This is a genomic window from Desulforhabdus amnigena (assembly GCF_027925305.1).
In the GTDB taxonomy this organism is placed as follows: domain Bacteria; phylum Desulfobacterota; class Syntrophobacteria; order Syntrophobacterales; family Syntrophobacteraceae; genus Desulforhabdus; species Desulforhabdus amnigena.
In genome coordinates this window covers 2,867,573-2,886,024 of the sequence record NZ_BSDR01000001.1, presented here as the reverse complement: position 1 = coordinate 2,886,024, position 18,452 = coordinate 2,867,573, and the positions used below count along the sequence as shown (strand labels likewise).

12 protein-coding genes are annotated in these 18,452 nt (G+C 50.2%); 9 read left to right on the top strand and 3 right to left on the bottom strand.

Translation table 11 applies throughout. The annotated features are described in order from the left end of the window. Positions 1-83: 83 nt before the first annotated feature. On the bottom strand, positions 84-1,871 hold the full coding sequence (locus tag QMG16_RS12280; protein WP_281794571.1) for a 30S ribosomal protein S1: 1,788 nt from the start codon (positions 1,869-1,871) through the stop codon (positions 84-86). Positions 1,872-1,980: 109 nt separating this feature from the next. Then, a complete protein-coding gene (gene cmk, locus QMG16_RS12275) occupies positions 1,981-2,655 on the bottom strand; it encodes a (d)CMP kinase (protein ID WP_281794570.1) in 675 nt (224 codons plus the stop codon). Between the two features lie 734 nt (positions 2,656-3,389). On the opposite strand from cmk, the gene QMG16_RS12270 reads away from it, so the two are divergent. The 9 genes from QMG16_RS12270 to QMG16_RS12230 all read left to right on the top strand — a co-directional run bounded on the left by QMG16_RS12270 (position 3,390) and on the right by QMG16_RS12230 (position 16,631). Then, entirely contained in the window at positions 3,390-4,394 is a 1,005-nt protein-coding gene (locus tag QMG16_RS12270) for a sigma-70 family RNA polymerase sigma factor (protein ID WP_281794568.1), read from the top strand. A gap of 558 nt (positions 4,395-4,952) precedes the next feature. Beyond that, entirely contained in the window at positions 4,953-6,620 is a 1,668-nt protein-coding gene (locus QMG16_RS12265) for a PilT/PilU family type 4a pilus ATPase (RefSeq protein WP_281794567.1), read from the top strand. A 180-nt stretch (positions 6,621-6,800) separates the two neighbouring features. Next, positions 6,801-7,727, top strand: a complete 927-nt coding sequence (locus QMG16_RS12260; protein WP_281794565.1) for an oxygen-binding di-iron domain-containing protein — start codon at positions 6,801-6,803, stop codon at positions 7,725-7,727. Between the two features lie 96 nt (positions 7,728-7,823). Continuing rightward, positions 7,824-8,714, top strand: a complete 891-nt coding sequence (locus tag QMG16_RS12255) for a sensor histidine kinase (protein WP_281794564.1) — start codon at positions 7,824-7,826, stop codon at positions 8,712-8,714. A 4-nt stretch (positions 8,715-8,718) separates the two neighbouring features. After that, on the top strand, positions 8,719-9,126 hold the full coding sequence (locus tag QMG16_RS12250) for a response regulator transcription factor (RefSeq protein ID WP_281794563.1): 408 nt from the start codon (positions 8,719-8,721) through the stop codon (positions 9,124-9,126). Between the two features lie 234 nt (positions 9,127-9,360). Then, the gene (locus tag QMG16_RS12245; RefSeq protein WP_281794562.1) at positions 9,361-11,079 is read left to right on the top strand and encodes a GspE/PulE family protein; all 1,719 of its coding nucleotides are present in this window, start codon (positions 9,361-9,363) and stop codon (positions 11,077-11,079) included. 392 nt (positions 11,080-11,471) lie between these two features. Next, on the top strand, positions 11,472-12,827 hold the full coding sequence (mgtE, locus tag QMG16_RS12240; protein WP_281794560.1) for a magnesium transporter: 1,356 nt from the start codon (positions 11,472-11,474) through the stop codon (positions 12,825-12,827). A 257-nt stretch (positions 12,828-13,084) separates the two neighbouring features. After that, complete coding sequence (locus tag QMG16_RS12235; protein WP_373878742.1) at positions 13,085-13,846, top strand: HAD-IIA family hydrolase; 762 nt, start codon at positions 13,085-13,087, stop codon at positions 13,844-13,846. Between the two features lie 172 nt (positions 13,847-14,018). Then, on the top strand, positions 14,019-16,631 hold the full coding sequence (locus tag QMG16_RS12230) for a plasma-membrane proton-efflux P-type ATPase (RefSeq protein WP_281794557.1): 2,613 nt from the start codon (positions 14,019-14,021) through the stop codon (positions 16,629-16,631). 163 nt (positions 16,632-16,794) lie between these two features. On the opposite strand, the gene glgA is transcribed toward QMG16_RS12230, so the two are convergent. Then, positions 16,795-18,264, bottom strand: a complete 1,470-nt coding sequence (glgA, locus tag QMG16_RS12225; RefSeq protein ID WP_281794555.1) for a glycogen synthase GlgA — start codon at positions 18,262-18,264, stop codon at positions 16,795-16,797. Positions 18,265-18,452: the final 188 nt, after the last annotated feature.

Genomic DNA, 18,452 nt, shown 5'->3' with positions numbered 1-18,452 from the left:
TCTTCGAAAATTAAACACCCGGTTTCAAGCATGAAGCATGAACCGGGTGCAATCGTTTAAAGGTAGAACGGCCTGTCGGTCGATTATTCTTTATCGGAAGCAGGGTTGTTGGCCTTCGCTTCCATTTCTTCCTTGAGCAGTTCACCCAGGTTGGAAGTAGCGGCCTTGGAGCTGTTCAGATAATCATCGTAGTTGGTGCGCTCTTCCTGTTCTTCGACCTTCTTGATGGAGAGGCCGATTTTCCGATCCTTGGGAGAAATATTGATCACCTTGGCGGTGATCTTGTCGCCGGGTTTGTACTGGCCTATCGGAGACTTTATTTTCTCCTTGCTGATTTCAGAAACGTGAACCAGCCCTTCGATCCCTTCCTCGAGCTCGACAAAAAGGCCGAAATCGGTGACGTTGGTGACGGGGCCGGTAATCACGCTGCCCAAGGGGTAGCGATCGGGAATGCTTTCCCAGGGATCCGGTTCGAGCTGTTTGATTCCGAGGGAGAAGCGTTCGTTTTCCTTATCGATATTGAGAACGATAGCCTGGACTTCCTGGTTCTTTTTGAAAACTTCCGAAGGATGTTTTACACGCTTGGTCCAGGAAATGTCTGAAATGTGAACCAGACCGTCGATGCCCTCATCAATGCCGATGAAGACTCCAAAATCAGTAATATTCTTGATCTTGCCGGCGATGGTGGTTCCGACGGGGTATTTCTGAGCAATCACATCCCAGGGATTGGGTTCCAGTTGCTTCATGCCGAGGGAAATGCGCTTGTTTTCGGGATTGATGCTCAAAACGACCGCTTCAACCTCGTCACCCACATTGAGAACCTTGGAAGGGTGACGCACTTTCTTGGTCCAGGACATTTCGGAAACGTGAATGAGTCCTTCAACGCCTTCTTCGATTTCAACGAATGCGCCGTAATCGGTGAGGCTCACCACTTTGCCCTTCACTTGAGTGCCAATGGGATATTTCGCTTCGGCCTGAGTCCAGGGATCGGCGATCAACTGCTTGAGCCCCAGGGAGACGCGTTCGTGCTCGCGGTCGAAACTCAGGACCATGACGTTGATCTTGTCCCCGATCTGGAACATTTCCGAAGGATGTCCCACACGGCCCCAGCTCATGTCCGTAATGTGAAGCAGTCCGTCAATGCCGCCCAGGTCCACGAATACACCGTAGTCCGTAATATTTTTGACGATTCCTTCCACAACCTTGTTGTCTTCGAGATTGGCGAGGGTCTGGGATTTCATCTCCTCGCGTTCTTTTTCAAGCAGTGCACGGCGGGAAAGAACGACGTTTCTTCGCTTTTTGTTGTACTTGAGCACCTTGAACGGGAAGGTCTGTCCGATCAGGTATTCAAGGTTTCTAACGGGACGGAGATCTACCTGGGAACCCGGCAGGAAGGCCTGTACGCCGATATCGACGGCCAATCCGCCTTTGACCTTTGAAACCACCTTCCCTTCGATGATTCCATCCTCGTTGTAAATTCGGCTGATATCGTCCCACACCTTGATTTTGGCAGCTTTTTCTTTCGAAAGGTGGATGGAGCCGTCTTCATCGTCATGGAATTCGAGCAGCACATCGACCTCATCTCCAATGGCCGCCTGCACAACCCCTGTTTCATCTTTGAATTCATGGATGGGAATCTGCCCCTCGGACTTGTATCCGATGTCCACCATAACAAAATCGTCGCTGACCTGGACGATGTGGCCGCGGATGACTTCGCCTTCCTGGATATTTCTGAAGCTCTGCTCGTAAAGATCCTGCATGGTGTCCATATCTTCCATCATGTCAGCATCAAAATCAGAGTCTTCTTCCATGTAACTTTCCATATCCATGTCGTCAGCCATCACTTGTTTCTTTTCTTCTTTGTCAACCATTGAGTTCGTTACCCCCTTGTCCAAATTTGCGGCGCAAGCCGCTTTTGAATTAAAAAATATATCAAATAATGAAAAAAACAGCAATATTTAAATCTGAAATCAGCGGTGTTTACTTCTTGCCGGGCCCGGTTTTCTCTAAAACAAATTCCAGCAGCCTGGTCATGACTCCCGAAATATCCATTCCCGAAGTATCGAGAAGAAGAGCCCCCTGAGCTGGTTTCAACGGGGCCAGGGCTCTCTTTTGATCGGCTTCGTCCCTTTCCCGGATTTGCGCTTCCAGAGCGGAATATTCAACAGAAATGCCCTTTTCAAGGTATTGAGCCATCCGTCTCTTTGTGCGGGTGGCCAGGTCTGCTGTGAGAAAAACCTTCACGGGTGCATAAGGAAAGACAACGGTGCCCATGTCACGCCCTTCGGCGACAATCCGTCCATCCAGAGCCAACGTGCGCTGCCAGTGCGTCAGAAACGTTCTCACAGATGCCGACTGTGAAATTCGGGATGCCTTCTGCGCGATTTCGGGTTGACGCAGTTCCTCATCCAATGGTTTTCCTCTGTAGGAAATGGTGAGGACACCCTCTTTGATTGCAAAACGGAGAGAAAGATCGGGAAGGTATTTGGCCCATTGCGACTCTTCTTTGCAAGTCAAACCTTCCTCGAGAAGAGCCCAGGCGAGGGCGCGATACATGGCGCCCGTATCCAGGTAAACGTATCCCAATTCTTTGGCGAGAAGACGACAAACCGTGCTTTTCCCTGCCCCCGCAGGGCCGTCGATGGCTATTATCATAGTGATCTATTCAAAAACCGTGTTCTATTTTTAAAAGGGAATGAATCGACCGATGCATGAGGAGCTTCTCTTCCGAAAAGATCTCCGCATTGGTCTCGCCATTCCGATTCTTGTCCCAGGAATTCTTCACCCCATGAGCGCTACTCGGACTTGATATCCGGTTATTGAACCGTATCGCACTGAGGCACCCTAAGATGGGCGAACTCTTTCCCAATAAGCGGTGTTTTCGTCCATGCCTGTTCCTCAGTCTTTTCGGGATCTTGCCGGATGGGTACGGAACGGAAGTCATAACCGGACTTGAAACGCGGAATTCCACGGGTTCGTATTTTGAGTGTAAGGACTGAAATTCCAAAGTGGCAAGCGCCCCTTTCTTGAAGATCTGCTCGGACTTTAATAAAGAAAGAATACACAGAAAGCAATGACTTTTTGGCGCTCTGTGCTTCGGTTCCGATTTTCTTTTCATCTTGTTTTAAGGGGTAAGCTATATTAATATTTATACCTTAAATTCCCTATAATTTTTAAACTTTTCATTCATGCATGGGGAGATCATTCCTACCACAGTGACCGTTCACCGCAGAGGACGCAGGGAGCGCAGAGAATAAGAAAAGTTCAAAAATGGGCTGTTTTCCCCTTTCTTTCTGCAGTATCTGGGTAATCTGCAGATATACAAAGGATAGTGAAGGTTACTGCCACAAACATCACGAATTACTTGCAAGACGAGGAACTGTTTTTTTATGACGAAAAATAAAAGGGAAAAAGCCATAGAAGTTCAAGAATCGAAAGACTTTGAAGAAGAGAATTCTTCTTTGGATGAAATCGAGGAAGAAAGGAACGTCGCAGCTCCTGTTGTCGCTGCGCCGGAAAGGTCGCGCTCCGTCACTTTCGATCCATTTCGCCTCTACCTGGAAGAAATCAAGAGATATCCCCTATTGAGCCGGGAAGAGGAGAGGGAGCTGGCCATTCGCTATCGCGAAAAGGACGATGTCGAAGCCGGGTACAGGCTCATCACGGCCAACCTGAGGCTTGTCGTTAAAATCGCTATGGATTTTCAGCGGTATTGGATGCAGAATCTGAACGACCTCATCCAGGAAGGCAATGTCGGTTTGATGCAAGCGGTGAAAAAGTTTGATCCCTATCGTGGCTACAAGTTTTCCTATTATGCTTCTTTCTGGATTAAAGCTTATATTATCAAATTCATCATGGACAACTGGAAGCTGGTCAAGATTGGAACGACCCAGGCGCAGCGAAAGCTCTTTTTCAACTTGCGCAAAGAAAAGGAGCGGCTGGAAGCTCAGGGGATCGAGGCTTCCACCAAACTCCTCAGCAGCCGCCTGGATGTGAAGGAATCTGAAATCGTGGAGATGGACCAGCGTTTGAACAGCTGGGAAATTTCACTGGACAGCCCCCTCAAAGAAGATTCCGAAGATACGCACAAATCTTTTCTTCCCTCGGACGATTTGCCCGTGGACGACCTGATTGCAGACCGGGAAGCCAAGGCGATCCTGCATGATAAGCTCATGCTTTTCAGAGAACAGCTCAAAGGAAAGGAAGCGGTTATTTTTGACAAACGCCTCCTCACAGAAGAGCCGTTGACCTTGCAGGAAATCGGGGACCGTTTTGGGATCAGCCGTGAGCGGGTGCGGCAGATCGAAAGCCGGCTCAAGAAAAAACTGAAAGCCTATCTCGAGGAAGAAATTGAAGATCTGGATCTGCTACAGGAGAGCATGATCGAGATATGATAGATTTTCGGATCGTCATTCTTCCCATCCGAAGGGTTGTTTCCCTCTGTGCAGGAGGGTTCTGGCGCTAGGGGCGGGATGCTCCCCGTCCGTTCCACTCCCGGCGGGAAAAGGAGATGAAAAAAGCCGGCCATTCACAATGGGAGCCGCATTTTTGTCGAGGTGCGCCTGTGGCTTCTTTGATACGCCTCAAACCCTCCTTTGCCTGTTCCTCCTCATTTTTACCTCTTCACCCCCCTTCTATACTCCGCGAAGGTGAGACCCCGACTTCTTGATGGCCCTCCAGAAGTCAGGGTTTCAACCGTTCACAGCATATTTATCTTCAGCGGCACACAGATTAAAGATATTTCCATAAAAGCCGATCTTTATTGTGGAACCGTTTTGCTCTGGACCGGGAATAGGGGAGTGAGTCGCTGTGCGTAATTGCGTGTCCGGTGCAATGCCGCTCAGAATGTGTGGGGGGTGTCCTTTCCAAATGTTCTTTTCGTTCTTTGGAACGGTGCATTGCAGGCGAAAAAAAAGAATGTTCTCCGCCCGCAGTGAGTCAGGAGAATTCAAGTGTCTGAAGTTTATGATCTTCCTAAGATCCTTGAGGAAATCATCGAAGATGAGAAGATAGGTACCTCGAGAAATCGGAAGATCTCTCAAGAAGAGATCAAAATGCTGTTGCTTGAAAAGCAACGGCTTGCCGCTCGGACGGATGATTTTACGCAGATTCCCGTTGGAAAGGCCTTGGTTCAGGAGGGATTGATTTCTCCCGACCAGTTGGAGATGGCTCTCGAACGTCAATCGAAAAATGGCGGGAAAATCGGTTCCGTTTTGATTGACATGGGTTTCATCTCTGATGAAGATTTTTTGAAAGTACTGAGCAAGAAGAATGAGGTTGCGGGTGTCAGCCTTTTTCATGTGGATATCAGTGAAGAGGTGCTGAACCTGCTTCCTTTCAGAATTATCCAAAAATATCGGGCAATACCCTTCAAGTTGGAGGGCAGGACGCTTCACCTGGCGATGGAGAATCCCCAGAATGTGGAAGCCATTCATGAAGTGGAGTTCTTGACGGGCAGGGTCGTACATCCGTTGACCGTGACGTCCTTTCAGATGGATCTCGTTATCCGCCATATCGAAGAAAAGGGAGGAAAATCCTTTTCGGGTCTGGAGATTCAGCAGAACCTCAAAGGGCCCATGACCATTCCGACCCTGCTGGAGCATCTCGTTCAGTCCCAGGGGTCCGATCTGCTCATTACCGCAGGTGTATCCCCGACATTGAAAATCCATGGGGGGCTTGACCGGGCGGAAATGCCGCCTGTTACTCCCGCTCAATGCGTGGCATATGCTAAAGCGCTGATGAGTGAAGCTCAATGGGAATATTTTCGGACGCATAAAGAGCTCGTTTTTGCCAGCGAATATAAGAAAATAGGACGTTTTCGGGTGAGCGCCTACAGTCAGAGGGGAATGGTTTCCCTTGCGATCCGTCGGATTCCGGAGATGATTCCCTCCCTGGAGGCTCTCGGGCTTCCTCAGTGGCTGGAAAATTTCATGTCAAAGCCTCAGGGCCTCATATTGATTGCTGCGCCGGCGGGGCAGGGGAAGACGACAACTGTTTCCGCCCTGATCCATTTGGCAAACAAAACAAGGGCCTGTAATGTCATCACCCTGGAAGATCCCATTGAGTACCTGCACCGCCCTGAAAAAGGCAATATCAACCAGAGGGAAGTGGGAGCCGATGCCTCTTCTTTAGCGACAGGGTTGCGAGACATATCCCGTTACGCACCGGATATCGTCATGGTCGGCGAGATCCGGGACGAGGATGTTTTTGGAATGGCCCTCGATGCGGCTTGCTCAGGGCAGCTGGTTTTGAGCACTATTCTTGCGACCAATACCACTTCCGCCATTGAAAATATGGTCAATCGGTTTCCGCTTCATCGGCAGGCGCAAATGAGACAGCAACTGGCGGAGTCTCTTTTGTTGGTTTTCTCTCAAAGGCTTTTGAATTCCAAAGATGGAGACTCGATGGTTCTTGCTTACGAGAAACTGATCGGCAGCAGTCGCGTGAGGAATTATATCCGGGAAAACAAATTGGGACAGCTCAGGACTCAAGTTCCCAAAGAGACAGAAGATTTTTGTCCCTTTGATCTCTGTCTCAAACAACTCGTCGAGTCGGGGAGGTTATGCCGGCAGAGGGCTATCGCCGTTGCGGACAACCCGGAGTGTTTAGCGGATGCGTAAAACTCATCGCAAAACACTCTTGAAAATCGATGTTGTTATGAACCATGAGCCTTTTTTCCATAAGATTTGCCGTGGGGCTGGATTCCGGATAAAAGCAGGCCGGAATGACATAATCAATAAGGCTCGAGAATGTTAGACAACTTCCGATCAGATACTTCCTCGAGGAGAGGAGTGGCTCTTATGGAAGGTTTGCGGAGTGGAAAGTTGGACTATGATCGTCCCATTAAGGTAGCTGAGAATATCTATTGGATGGGTGCCCGTGAACCTGCCGATAAATGGATGATCAATCCGTACCTCATTGTCGATCAGGGAGAAGCCATCCTGGTCGATGCCGGAAGCGGGATGGATTTTACCTCGCTTGTGATGAAGATCGTCCAGATAGGGATCGCTCCGTCTGCTATCAAGGCGCTGATCTATCAGAACTATGATCCGCGACTTTGGGGAAGCCTTCAGTACCTGGAAGCCATCATCAACAGGAAAGACCTTAAAATCATTTCAGATCGGTCCAGCCTGGTGTTCGGGCAACATCATGCGGTTGAGGCCGCCCTGTTGTCTTTGGAGGATGTGGAATTTCAAGTAAAGTTTTCGTCCGGGCGATCCCTAGAGCTCATCAAGACCCCCTTTGCCGGTTCGTCGGGCAGTTTTGTGACTTTTGATCGAAAAAGCGGCATTCTTTTTTCGGGACATCTTTTCAGCAGTTACTCCTGCGAAGGGGAGCCCTTCCTGGAGTTGATGGCCGAGTGCTCCGATTGCAAAAGCATTGCCATATGTCCTTATTCTCATGGTTGCTGTCCCGTGCATGATATCGTGAAATTTCATCGGGACAATATCTCATCGGAAAGGGCTTTAAAGTATGCGTTGGAATGCATTGCTTCCGTTCCATTTAGAACCATAGCCCCGCAACAGGGAAGTGTGATCCGCGGTGCTGAGGATATCGCGCATTTGAGTGCGTTGCTTGCATCTTTGAAGGGCGTGGGAATCGATGGCATCGTGGGGAGATCACTCCTTTTACGGACAGGTGGGTATCACGTTGGTGAGAGGTGGATTGAACGAAGGGCCCGTGCAGGCCATGGAAATTTAGAGCGGTCTCGAATCGTGCACCGCTGAAGTGTTTATCCATTTTTAGGAAGGGAGCATGATGAAAGAAGGATTGGCGATGAAGCTCCTGGCTCACCATCAAAACTCGAATCGACTGGGTAAATCATGAGGTCCGTCAAGAGCGCCGATATCAATCGACTGATCGAAGAATATGTGGGGGGGGAATATCCTAGAGAATCTCATCCCGCCAAGCTCTTTTCCGCTCTTTTGGAATGCTGGGCACTGGGGGAGGATCGTGAGTGCAGGAACCGGGTTTTGAACGATGTCCTTCTGAAAAATGGCATGGTCATCAACCAGCTCGTGGAACTGAATCACCTGAAAAACAAGTTTCTGGGGACTGTCGCGCACGATCTCAGGAATCCCCTCATTTCCATTCGTGGGCTCAGCGAAATCATTCTGACCGAGGCGGTGGGGCCCCTGACAGAGGAGCAGAGAGAATACATCAACATCATCAACACAGCCAGCAGTGGGATGCTCAAACTGGTGAACGACCTTTTGGACATTTCCGTCATTGAGAGCGGTCGGTTCGAACTGCAGTTGAAAAGCGGCTCCCTTGGAAAGTTGATCAGTGAGCGTATTCGTGTTCACAGGGTCATTGCGGAAGAAAAGAACATCACTCTTCACCAAGACCTGATGGAACTGCCCGACATCTCTTTTGACCCGGATAGGATCGCCCGGGTGCTGGATAACCTGCTCAGCAATGCCATCAAGTTTTCCCCTTCCGGAACGGATATCCATGTTTCTCTGAAGAGGGAAAAAGGTATGGCCAGAGTGAGTGTGACCGATGAAGGTCCGGGCATTCCCATGGAAGACCGATGTACGATTTTTGAAGAATTTGAAAAATCGAAGACTCTGCCCACCGGCGGAGAAAAGAGTACCGGTTTGGGTTTGGCCATTGCCAGGAAAATCATTGAAGCACACGGGGGCAATGTGCACGTGGAGAGCCAGGTGGAATTGGGAAGCACCTTTCATTTTACCTTGCCCATGGGAAATTGAATCAATGGAAACAAAGAAGCCAAGAGTGATGATTGCCGACGACGAGCGCCATTGCAGGGTGCTCATGAAAGCCGTCATGAATTCGATGAGGTGCGAAGTGGTTGGAGAAGCGGGAAACGGCCCGGAGACCCTGGAGCTTTACAGGAAGCTGAAGCCCCATCTTCTGCTGCTGGATATCAATATGCCGATGACAGCGGGGGACGAGGTCTTGAAGCAGATCGTTCAAGAATTTCCCAATGCCTTTGTCATCATGCTCTCTTCGGTGGTGGATATGGAGAGCGTGGAAAAGTGCCTTTCGCTTGGAGCTGCCAACTATATCCGGAAAGATACTCCCTTGGAGGAGATCAAGCAAATCATCAAGGATACCTGGCAGGTATTTGCCAGAAGCAGGGCACGGGTGGCGAACAATTAAGCACCTGAGCACATATTTTTTAACATTTTCATACCGTCATACCGGCGTAAGCCGGTATCCAGAGAATTTGCCGTGGGGCTGGATTCCGGCTAAAAGCATGCCGGAATGACATAATCAATAAGGGTCGAGAATGTTAAATAACTTCTGATCAGGTGCTTAGATGTATGCGGACGGGGCTGAAGTTTTCGTGAGAAGAGAAAGTAGGAAGAAAATGAATGAACGAGAAAGAGGGATATGGTCAAGAACTCCACATTTTTGAACCTTCTCGTCTCCAAGGGAATCCTCACAGAGGAAGCCTCTTTCAGACTCGATGAAAAATTCAAGGGGAATGCTTTTGCCGTCCTGACCCACCTGGTGCGAAGCAATAACCATCCGAAAAGGGTTCTGGGAAAACTGTGGGCCGATTCTCTGGGGCTTTCCTACGTGGACATGCGCAAAACGCTCTTTCAGCGGCACATTGTTCAACAGCTTCCCGAGGTGTTCGCCCGAAAACATCAGATGATCCTGATCTATAAATTTGGGGATGCGGTCACCGCAGCCCTGGCCAATCCCTTGGATTCTCTGAGCGTCAAGGCGGCGGAAGAGATCATCGGGCAGCGGATCAGCCCTACTTTCGCCTTTCCTGATGAAATCGAAGCGGCCATTGAAATCGAGTACCAGTCGGAAGAGCATCTCAAGGATCTTTCCAGCAAGATCGTTACGGACAGCATCCAGATCGAGGATATCAGCGAACTCACCAAAGAGGAGCTGCAAAAGGTCGCCGGTTCTCAATCGGTTGTGGAGTTCGTGAGGGGGTTGTTGCTGCTGGCGGTCAGGGAAAATGCGAGCGATATTCACTTTGAACCGGGCGAAGACAAGGTGCGCATCCGCTTTCGTATCGATGGGCTGCTTCAGGAACGGAGCATGCTGGAAAAGTCTCTCCTTTCGCCCGTCGTTTCCCGTTTGAAGATTCTGGCCAATCTCGATATCACCGAGAGGCGCAGGCCCCAGGACGGACGCATCAACCTGGAACTTCCGAATCGAAAGATCGACTTCAGATTTTCCAGTGTTCCTACCATCTTCGGAGAAAAAATCGTTCTTCGAATCCTCGGTCAAACTCAGTCGCAGGATATCCCGGACCTGTCGGACCTCGCTTTTTCGAAGCAAAATTTGTCCACACTCAGGAAGGTCATGGACATTCCCCATGGGATTTTTTTCGTGACGGGTCCTACGGGTTCGGGCAAGAGCACGACTCTTTTTTCCATTCTGAAGCATTTGAACAAGCCGGAGATCAACATCACGACCATTGAAGATCCGGTCGAGTACAAGTTGCACGGAATATCGCAGATACAGGTCAATACAGCGGTGGAGCTGGATTTTGCCACCGCCTTGAGGTCTTTTCTTCGGCAGGACCCTGATGTCATGCTGATCGGAGAGATCCGTGACATGGAAACCGCTCAAATCGCATGCCAGGCGGCATTGACGGGACACTTCGTGCTGGCGACGCTGCATACGAACAGTGCCGTGCAGGCCGTGACGAGACTCATCGATATCGGGCTCAAGCCCTTTCTCGTTTCCCAGTCCCTCATCGGCGTCATGTCTCAACGCCTGGTGCGTAAAGTCTGCAGCCGCTGCAAGGAAAAATATCCAGCCTCGCCCGCCGAAGTCAAAGAGCTTTTCGGGTCGGAAGAAAGGGAAGTCTTCCTGTACCGGGGAAAAGGATGCTTTCAATGCAACAATACGGGTTATTCGGGGCGAGTCGCCATTCATGAAGTGATCCTCATCAACGACGAGATGAGAAGCCTCATAACGAGAGGGGAATCTGCTTCGGATATTCAGCTTTGTGCCAGGAGGATCGGATTTCACAGCATGCGTTATGACGGAGTGAAAAAAGCGCTGAGAGGACTCACCACCTTTGAAGAAATCAACAGGGTCACCACGGCGGATGAAGACGCTGCAACGGATTCCTTCTGAAACCCTCTGAAATGGGCCGCATCAGAACATCTTGATCTCCCGCCTCGAAAAGCCTTTTGGACTTTTCCTCCCGCTTCCAGCCTTCCTGCTTTTTATTTCCTTGTTTTTTGCGGTCTTCCCTCCAACGAAAGGGGGGAGCCTATTTGCGCTGTCGCGGTGCGAAAGTTGAAAACGCCATTGTCATCTGGTAAGAGTACAGTAATTTTTATAGTGATTGAGCCCTTCTAAAATTGGCCGGATGGGACAGAGAAGTATGTTCGCAATGGTTGATGAGTGCACTTTTGCAGGAGCGGCGTCTCCGCCGCGATTGAAGATGGGTGCAGGAGACGTTGTCCCTGTACGATGGTCAAAAGTCTTGATTTTATCCGTGCAGAGCATATCTTCGGGAGCAGATGATGGCGGAAAATATGGAACACCTGGAAGAGTTGCACACGTGGATTCGCAATGGAGACGTTCAAGCTCTTCTGGAAATGTCCCGAGCACTCCATCCGGCCGACGCCGCGGAACGTCTGGCGGTGCTGCGACCTGAAGAATTGGGGCGCTACATTGAATTGCTGGGGACCGCCCAGGCTCTGGATATTTTTGAATTCGTTCCCTTCGAGATTCAAAAGGAGACTCTCAAGTATCTTCCCAGAACCATCCTGGTGGAACTCATGAGTCTCATGAGCCCGGATGATCGTGCGGATCTCGTGGAAGAACTGGACGAAAAATCCCAGGAACGCCTTTTGTCCTTGCTCATGCAGGCGGAAAGGCAGGATATTCTCAAGCTCATCACCTATCCCGAAGGCAGCGCAGGCGCCTATATGACCACCGACTACGCCTTCCTGCGCGCCGATGGAACCATTCGAAGCGCTTTGGACCAGTTGCGCTTCCAGGCTCTCAAGAAAGAAACCATCTATTATGTCTATGTCGTGAACCAGGCCCGCAAGCTCATCGGTTTTGTCTCTTTGCGCGAGCTCATCATGGCGCACCCCGACATGGATATTGCGGCGGTCATGAATAAAAATGTCATCTCGGTTCGGGTCGATGAAGATATTGAGAATGTGGCCAAGGAGATGACCCATTACGACTTTCTGGCCATACCCGTGGTGGATGCGGATGATCGGCTGGTAGGCATCATCACCTACGATGACGTGTTCGACGTCATGACCGAAGAAGCCACCGAAGATATGTATCTTCTGGCCAACCTGGACACGGACGAAAAAATTTCTTCCCCTTTGCCGCGTTCCGTGAAGTTGCGTGTGCCCTGGCTGTTGATCAATCTTTGCACCGCTCTTCTGGCCGCTTTTACGGTCAACTTTTTTTCCGGAACCATCGCAAGGTATGTGGCCCTTGCTTCTCTCATGCCGATCGTAGCGGGCATCGGCGGCAATGCGGGAACACAGTCTCTCACCGTGGTGGTGAGAGCCCTTGCATTGGGAGAGATCAAGGTAAAAGGAAATTGGAAGGTCCTCTTCAAGCAGATAGGCGTTGGATTTTTCAGTGGTTTGATCTGCGGAATGGTAATGGCGGGCATCGCCTATGCGTGGTTTGGAAACGTCTGGCTCTCCCTCATTTTGTGGATGGCCATGACGACGAACCTCATTCTCGCCGGTTTGTTCGGCGCCATGGTTCCCATTACGCTCCGCAAATTGAAGCTGGACCCCGCACTCGGTTCCAGCATTTTCGTTACCATGGCTACGGACGTGGGAGGGTTCTCGACCTTTCTCGGCTTGTCCAGTCTGTTGCTGCATTATCTTGTCGAATGAGGGCCTGCAAAGAAACAAGTTCCATGCTTCCGAAGAAGACCGGGTTCCTGCGAAAACCCAAATCCAGGAAAACCGGAAAGGAGTTCTTGAGGGGGGTGACGGATTCCAATATCCCCTTATTCACCACGGAGACACGGAGGGGCACGGAGAAGATTTTGGAATTCCTCTGTGATCTCTGTGCCTCCGTGGTAAAGGGGGATTTCAAGAGCGACTCACTCCCTTACAGACCCTGAGTTCGGAATGACCAGAGAGATGGTATCGTGTCAAAAGCTTACCTGATCGATATGGATGGTGTCTTGGTCAATGGCGCGAAGCTGTTGGATGGAGCCGTCGAATTCATTGAGCGATTGCGAAAAGCAGGGGCTCTATTTCTTTTGTTGACAAACAACTCCCGGTTCACACCCCACGATCTCCAACGAAGACTCTGTGCGAGCGGTCTGGATATCCCCGTTGAATCCATTTTCACTTCCGCCCTGGCAACGGCGCAGTTTCTGAGGCGGCAGCGGCCGGGAGGGTCGGCTTATATCATCGGGGAGGATGGACTGATCGTGGCCCTCGAGCAGATCGGCTACAAAATCACGGATCAGGTCCCGGACTATGTGGTCATTGGGGAGACGACTTCCTACAGTTTCGAGCGCATCACAAAGGCGGTACGCCTGATCAAGGCCGGAGCCCGTTTCATTGCCACCAATCCCGATGTGACAGGGCCTGCGGAGGATGGGGTTGTCCCGACCTGCGGTGCTGTCGCGGCCATGATCACGGCGGCCACGGGAATCAAGCCGTATTTCATCGGGAAGCCCAATCCCCTGATGATGCGTTCCGCCCTGCGGCAACTCGGAGCCCATTCGGAAAATACCCTCATGATCGGAGACCGAATGGATACGGACATTATCGGAGGCATTGAAAGCGGCATGGAAACGATTTTGGTTTTGACCGGCGTTACGCGCCGTGAGAAAGTGGACCGGTATCCCTACAAACCGGATCATATACGTGCTTCCGTTGCCGATATCCATCCTTGACCCTTTCGAACCACTCTACTTGCGGGATGTTCAATGATGACCGGTGACGGATAGAACTGCCGCTTCCTCTGGAAAATATACTTTTTCCCCTAAGAAGATCGGTTCTCCTGAGTCTTCATCTTTTTTTATGAAGAAAGAACTTTAAACAGAGAATAGAGGAAAGGAGCGAATCATGGCCAGACCCACCGATGATTATCTCAAGCTTTCTGTCGAGGAGACACTCAAGGAACTGGAAAGTGACGGCAAGGAAGGACTTTCCCAGGAAGAAAGCAAACGGCGCCTTTCTCAATACGGTTTCAATGAAATCCCTGAAAAAGAAGAATCCACATTGCATCGGATTTTCAGGCGGTTCTGGGGACCCATCCCCTGGATGATCGAGACGGCAGGACTGCTTTCAGCGCTGGTTCAGAAGTGGGCGGACATGGTCATCATTTTGGTCTTGCTCTTCACCAATGCCTTCATAGACCTCTGGCAGGAGTCCAAAGCGTTGAATGCCCTGAAGGTCCTCAAGAAAAAACTGGCCAAGAATGCCATGGTCTTGCGGGATGGAGCGTTCAGGATCCTCGACGCAAGAGAGCTCGTGCCGGGAGATATCATCAAGATACGAATAGGTGAGATCGTGCCCGCCGATGTGAAGCTCATAGATGGGGATTACATTCAATCCGATCAGTCGGTCCTCACCGGAGAGTCTCTCCCCGTCACCAAGAAAGTGGGAGAGATCGCCTACTCCAATTCTGTAGTGAAACAGGGGGAAATGGTGGCGGTCGTTGTCAATACGGCGTCCAATACGTTTTTTGGAAAAACCGTATCACTTGTTGCTAAAGCTGAAAAAGAGGAGACGAGTCACTTCCAGAAGGCCGTGATGGCTATAGGTAACTACCTTATTGTTTTAACTGTTTTTCTGGCAATGGTGATCATCGTCACCGCTCTGTTCAGACATGAAAATATGATGGAGATCATGAGATTCACACTGATCTTGACTGTGGCGGCAATTCCCGTGGCTTTGCCTGCAGTCTTATCGGTGACCATGGCTGTAGGGGCCATGAATCTGGCGAAAAAGCAGGCGATCGTAAGCCGCCTGGTTTCCATAGAGGAACTTGCAGGGGTCGATGTGCTCTGTTCCGACAAAACGGGAACTCTGACTCAGAACAAAATGACCATCTCGGATCCGCTTCCCTTCAATGATTACACAGTGCAAGAACTGATGGTCTTTGCGGCTCTTGCTTCCAGGGAAGAAAATGCCGACCCCATAGAAATACCCATCTTTGAATTTATAAAGGAAAAGGGATGGCTGGATGAGTTGAAGGCTTATCGGCACATGAAGTTCATGCCTTTTGATCCGGTTGGCAAAAGAACGGAGGGAACCGTCACGAGAGGGGAGGAGAAATTCCGGGTCACGAAGGGGGCGACTCAGGTCATTCTGGAACTATGCGGGGAAGAGGCTGGGCAGGAGGATATATTAAAAAAAGTCGAAGAGTTGGCTGAAGGAGGGTTCAGAACGCTTGGAGTCGCAGTAAGGCGTTCTGAAGATACGAAGTACGAGTTTATAGGGCTGTTGCCCCTTTTTGATCCCCCGAGGGAAGACTCTGCGGATACCATCGAGCAGGCAAAGAAACTGGGGCTCAATGTGAAGATGGTTACGGGCGACAATCTTGCCATCGCAAAGCAGATCGCGAATGTTCTGAAAATCGGGGAAAATCTGCTGGATGCCAGGGACTTGAAGGGAGCCAGCAATAAGGAACTGGTGTTGCTGGGGGAAATCATAACCAGAGCACTCTATACCCGGCTTGCTCCCAACGAGACTGAAAGAGACGTGGAGAAACTGGCCAAAAGCGTCGTTAAGGAAATCGAGAAACAGCTCGACAACATAGAATTGCCCAAGGGGTACGTGAAGCGACACGAATCGGAGATCATCGATCTCATTGAAAATGCCGACGGTTTTGCACAGGTATTTCCAGAAGATAAATATTTGATTGTCGATAAGCTTCAAAAGGCCGATCACATTGTCGGCATGACGGGTGATGGCGTCAATGATGCTCCCGCTCTGAAAAAAGCTGACGCGGGGATTGCTGTTTCAGGTGCAACGGATGCAGCGAGGGCTTCTGCTGATGTCGTTTTGCTGGCACCAGGACTTTCGGTCATTGTGGATGCCATCAAGGGGGCTCGTGTCACCTTCGAAAGAATGAAGAGTTACAGCATCTACCGGGTGAGTGAAACCATTCGTATCATTTTGTTCATGACTGCAGCCATCACACTTTTCAATTTCTATCCCGTTACTGCAATCATGATCATTATACTGGCTTTTCTCAATGATATCCCGATACTTGCTATTGCCTACGATAATACCAAGGTCGATGACAGGCCCGTAAGGTGGAACATGGAAGAAGTGATCGGAATGGCGACGGTCCTTGGTGTCCTGGGTATCATCGCAAGCTTTGGGCTTTTTTATGTCGCTGAAGAATATATGCATCTTTCAACCGGTACCGTCCAAAGCTTTATATTCCTGAAGCTGGCTGTAGCAGGGCATCTGACCATCTTTGTGACGCGCACCGAAAAAAGATTCTGGCAGAAACCCTATCCTTCAGCGATGCTTTTCTGGGCGGCCCTCCTCACTAAAATCGCAGCGACTCTTTTCGCGGTTTACGGATGGTTGATCGAACCCATAGGATGGAAATATGCTTTGTTGATATGGGGGTATTGCCTGGTCTGGTTTGTGGTGAATGACTTCGTCAAGGTCATGGTCTACAAGATGCTGGGGAGGGATAAAGAGATGGCGATCGCCTGAACGTGGAGCCCTCACCGTATCCGAATCCATGACACTCCATCCATTGTCCTTGGGCTTGTCGAGGGGCGAAAAGCCCGTTTCAAGCCTTTCTACAAGCTCAGGACATGCTTCGCTCAGCATGAACGGGCATCTCCAAGATATTGCAAAACCTCTGAGCCGACGCTTAAATCTTTTCTTGGTGAATCCTTTCATAGAGCTTCAAATACTCCTGGGCGGAACGGTCCCAGGAAAAGTCCTGAGTCATGGCCCTTCGCTGAAGCTTTGTCCATTGGAGCGCGTTCTGAAACATTTCAAGCGCTGAATGGAGCGCCTCCATGAAAGCTTCCGATTTGTATTCATAAAACTTGAAACCCGTTCCGTTTTCGCTATCCTTCAGGACATCCACCACCGAATCTTCCAGTCCTCCCGTGGCATGCACCACGGGTATGGTTCCGTATCGCAGGCTATACATCTGATTGAGTCCGCAGGGTTCATAGCGGGAAGGCATCAGGAAAATATCCGCTCCGGCTTCAATCTGGTGCGCCAATACTTCATCAAACTGGAAAATAATCTTCACCTTCTCCGGGTGCAGATTCTCGACCAGTTTGAGTTGCCGCTCGATTTCCGGTTCTCCCGTCCCCAGGATGATCAGGGATATGGGAAGGTCCATCATGGCTTCGATGCTTTTCAGCAGAATATCGAAGCCCTTTTGTATGGCCAACCGGCCGACCATTCCGAGAAGGGGCTTTCCGCAGTTTTCTTTGGGAAAGCCGAGCTGAGAGAGGAGTTGCTCCTTGCAGATGCGTTTGCCCGAAAGGTCCCCAATATCGTATTGCTTCGAAATCAGGGCGTCGGTCCTGGGGTCCCAGAGATTGGTATCAATGCCGTTCAGGATGCCTGCCAAGCGGTCCCGGCGAAGCTGCAGGACTCCCTCCAGACCATGGCCGAAGCGGGGTTGCTGGATTTCCTTACTGTAAGTGGGACTCACGGTGGTGAGAAAATCGCTGTAAACGAGGCCTGCCTTGAGGAAATTGCAGTTCCCCCAGAATTCCATCCCATCGGGCGAAAAGACATCCTGTGGAAGATGTGTCAGGTTGAAGTGGTTGCCCGGGAAAAGCCCGTGATAGGCCAGATTGTGGATGGTGAAGACCGTCCCGGTGTGCATGAAGTTGGGATCGTATCTCCAGTGGTAAAAATGATAGGTTGCAATCAGGGCCGTTTGCCAATCGTGAAGGTGGAAAATTTCGGGAAACCAACTCAGCTGGGAACAAAGGGAGTGAACCGAACGGCAGAAAGTGATGAAGCGTTCCGCGTTGTCTTCGTAGTCTCCCCTGTTGGGTGTCCCGTAGAGATAACTTCTGTCAAAAAATTCATCTTTTTCCAATAGATAAAGTGGTATTCCCGTGGAGGTCCGGGACTCCCATAGCTGGACGTGATAATCATGAATTCCCACGGGAATGGGAGTGCCTTCCACCACGAGCTTCAAATCCTGGACTTTATCCCGGGCACATCGGTGAAGGGGCATGAATATGCGGACATCACACCCCAAGTTCTGCAAAGATGCGGGGAGAGCGCCTGTGACGTCGGCCAATCCCCCCGTTTTGGCGTAAGGTGAGACTTCAGGCGCACAGAAAAGGATCTTTAACTTTTTCATATTCGGGCACTTTTGGGATGAGAAGTTGAAAAATAATTGTCATTTGCGTGGTCTCGATACTACCTTCAGTCTTGCAAAATACTATAGAATGCTTTGATGCGAAAGGCTGTTGATGGAATAGACCTTGGCAAATACATGCCGGCCCCTTAAAATTCCAGAGTTACAAAACCTTTCCTCCAACAGATTGG

Bases quoted from the DNA above. Each gene is read 5' to 3' on its own strand.
- QMG16_RS12270 (WP_281794568.1), top strand. From the start codon at position 3,390: ATGACGAAAAATAAAAGGGAAAAAGCCATAGAAGTTCAAGAATCGAAA.
- QMG16_RS12260 (WP_281794565.1), top strand. From the start codon at position 6,801: ATGGAAGGTTTGCGGAGTGGAAAGTTGGACTATGATCGTCCCATTAAG.
- QMG16_RS12255 (WP_281794564.1), top strand. From the start codon at position 7,824: ATGAGGTCCGTCAAGAGCGCCGATATCAATCGACTGATCGAAGAATAT.
- mgtE (WP_281794560.1), top strand. From the start codon at position 11,472: ATGATGGCGGAAAATATGGAACACCTGGAAGAGTTGCACACGTGGATT.
- QMG16_RS12230 (WP_281794557.1), top strand. From the start codon at position 14,019: ATGGCCAGACCCACCGATGATTATCTCAAGCTTTCTGTCGAGGAGACA.
- QMG16_RS12250 (WP_281794563.1), top strand. From the start codon at position 8,719: ATGGAAACAAAGAAGCCAAGAGTGATGATTGCCGACGACGAGCGCCAT.
- glgA (WP_281794555.1), bottom strand. From the start codon at position 18,264: ATGAAAAAGTTAAAGATCCTTTTCTGTGCGCCTGAAGTCTCACCTTAC.
- QMG16_RS12245 (WP_281794562.1), top strand. From the start codon at position 9,361: ATGGTCAAGAACTCCACATTTTTGAACCTTCTCGTCTCCAAGGGAATC.
- cmk (WP_281794570.1), bottom strand. From the start codon at position 2,655: ATGATAATAGCCATCGACGGCCCTGCGGGGGCAGGGAAAAGCACGGTT.
- QMG16_RS12280 (WP_281794571.1), bottom strand. From the start codon at position 1,871: ATGGTTGACAAAGAAGAAAAGAAACAAGTGATGGCTGACGACATGGAT.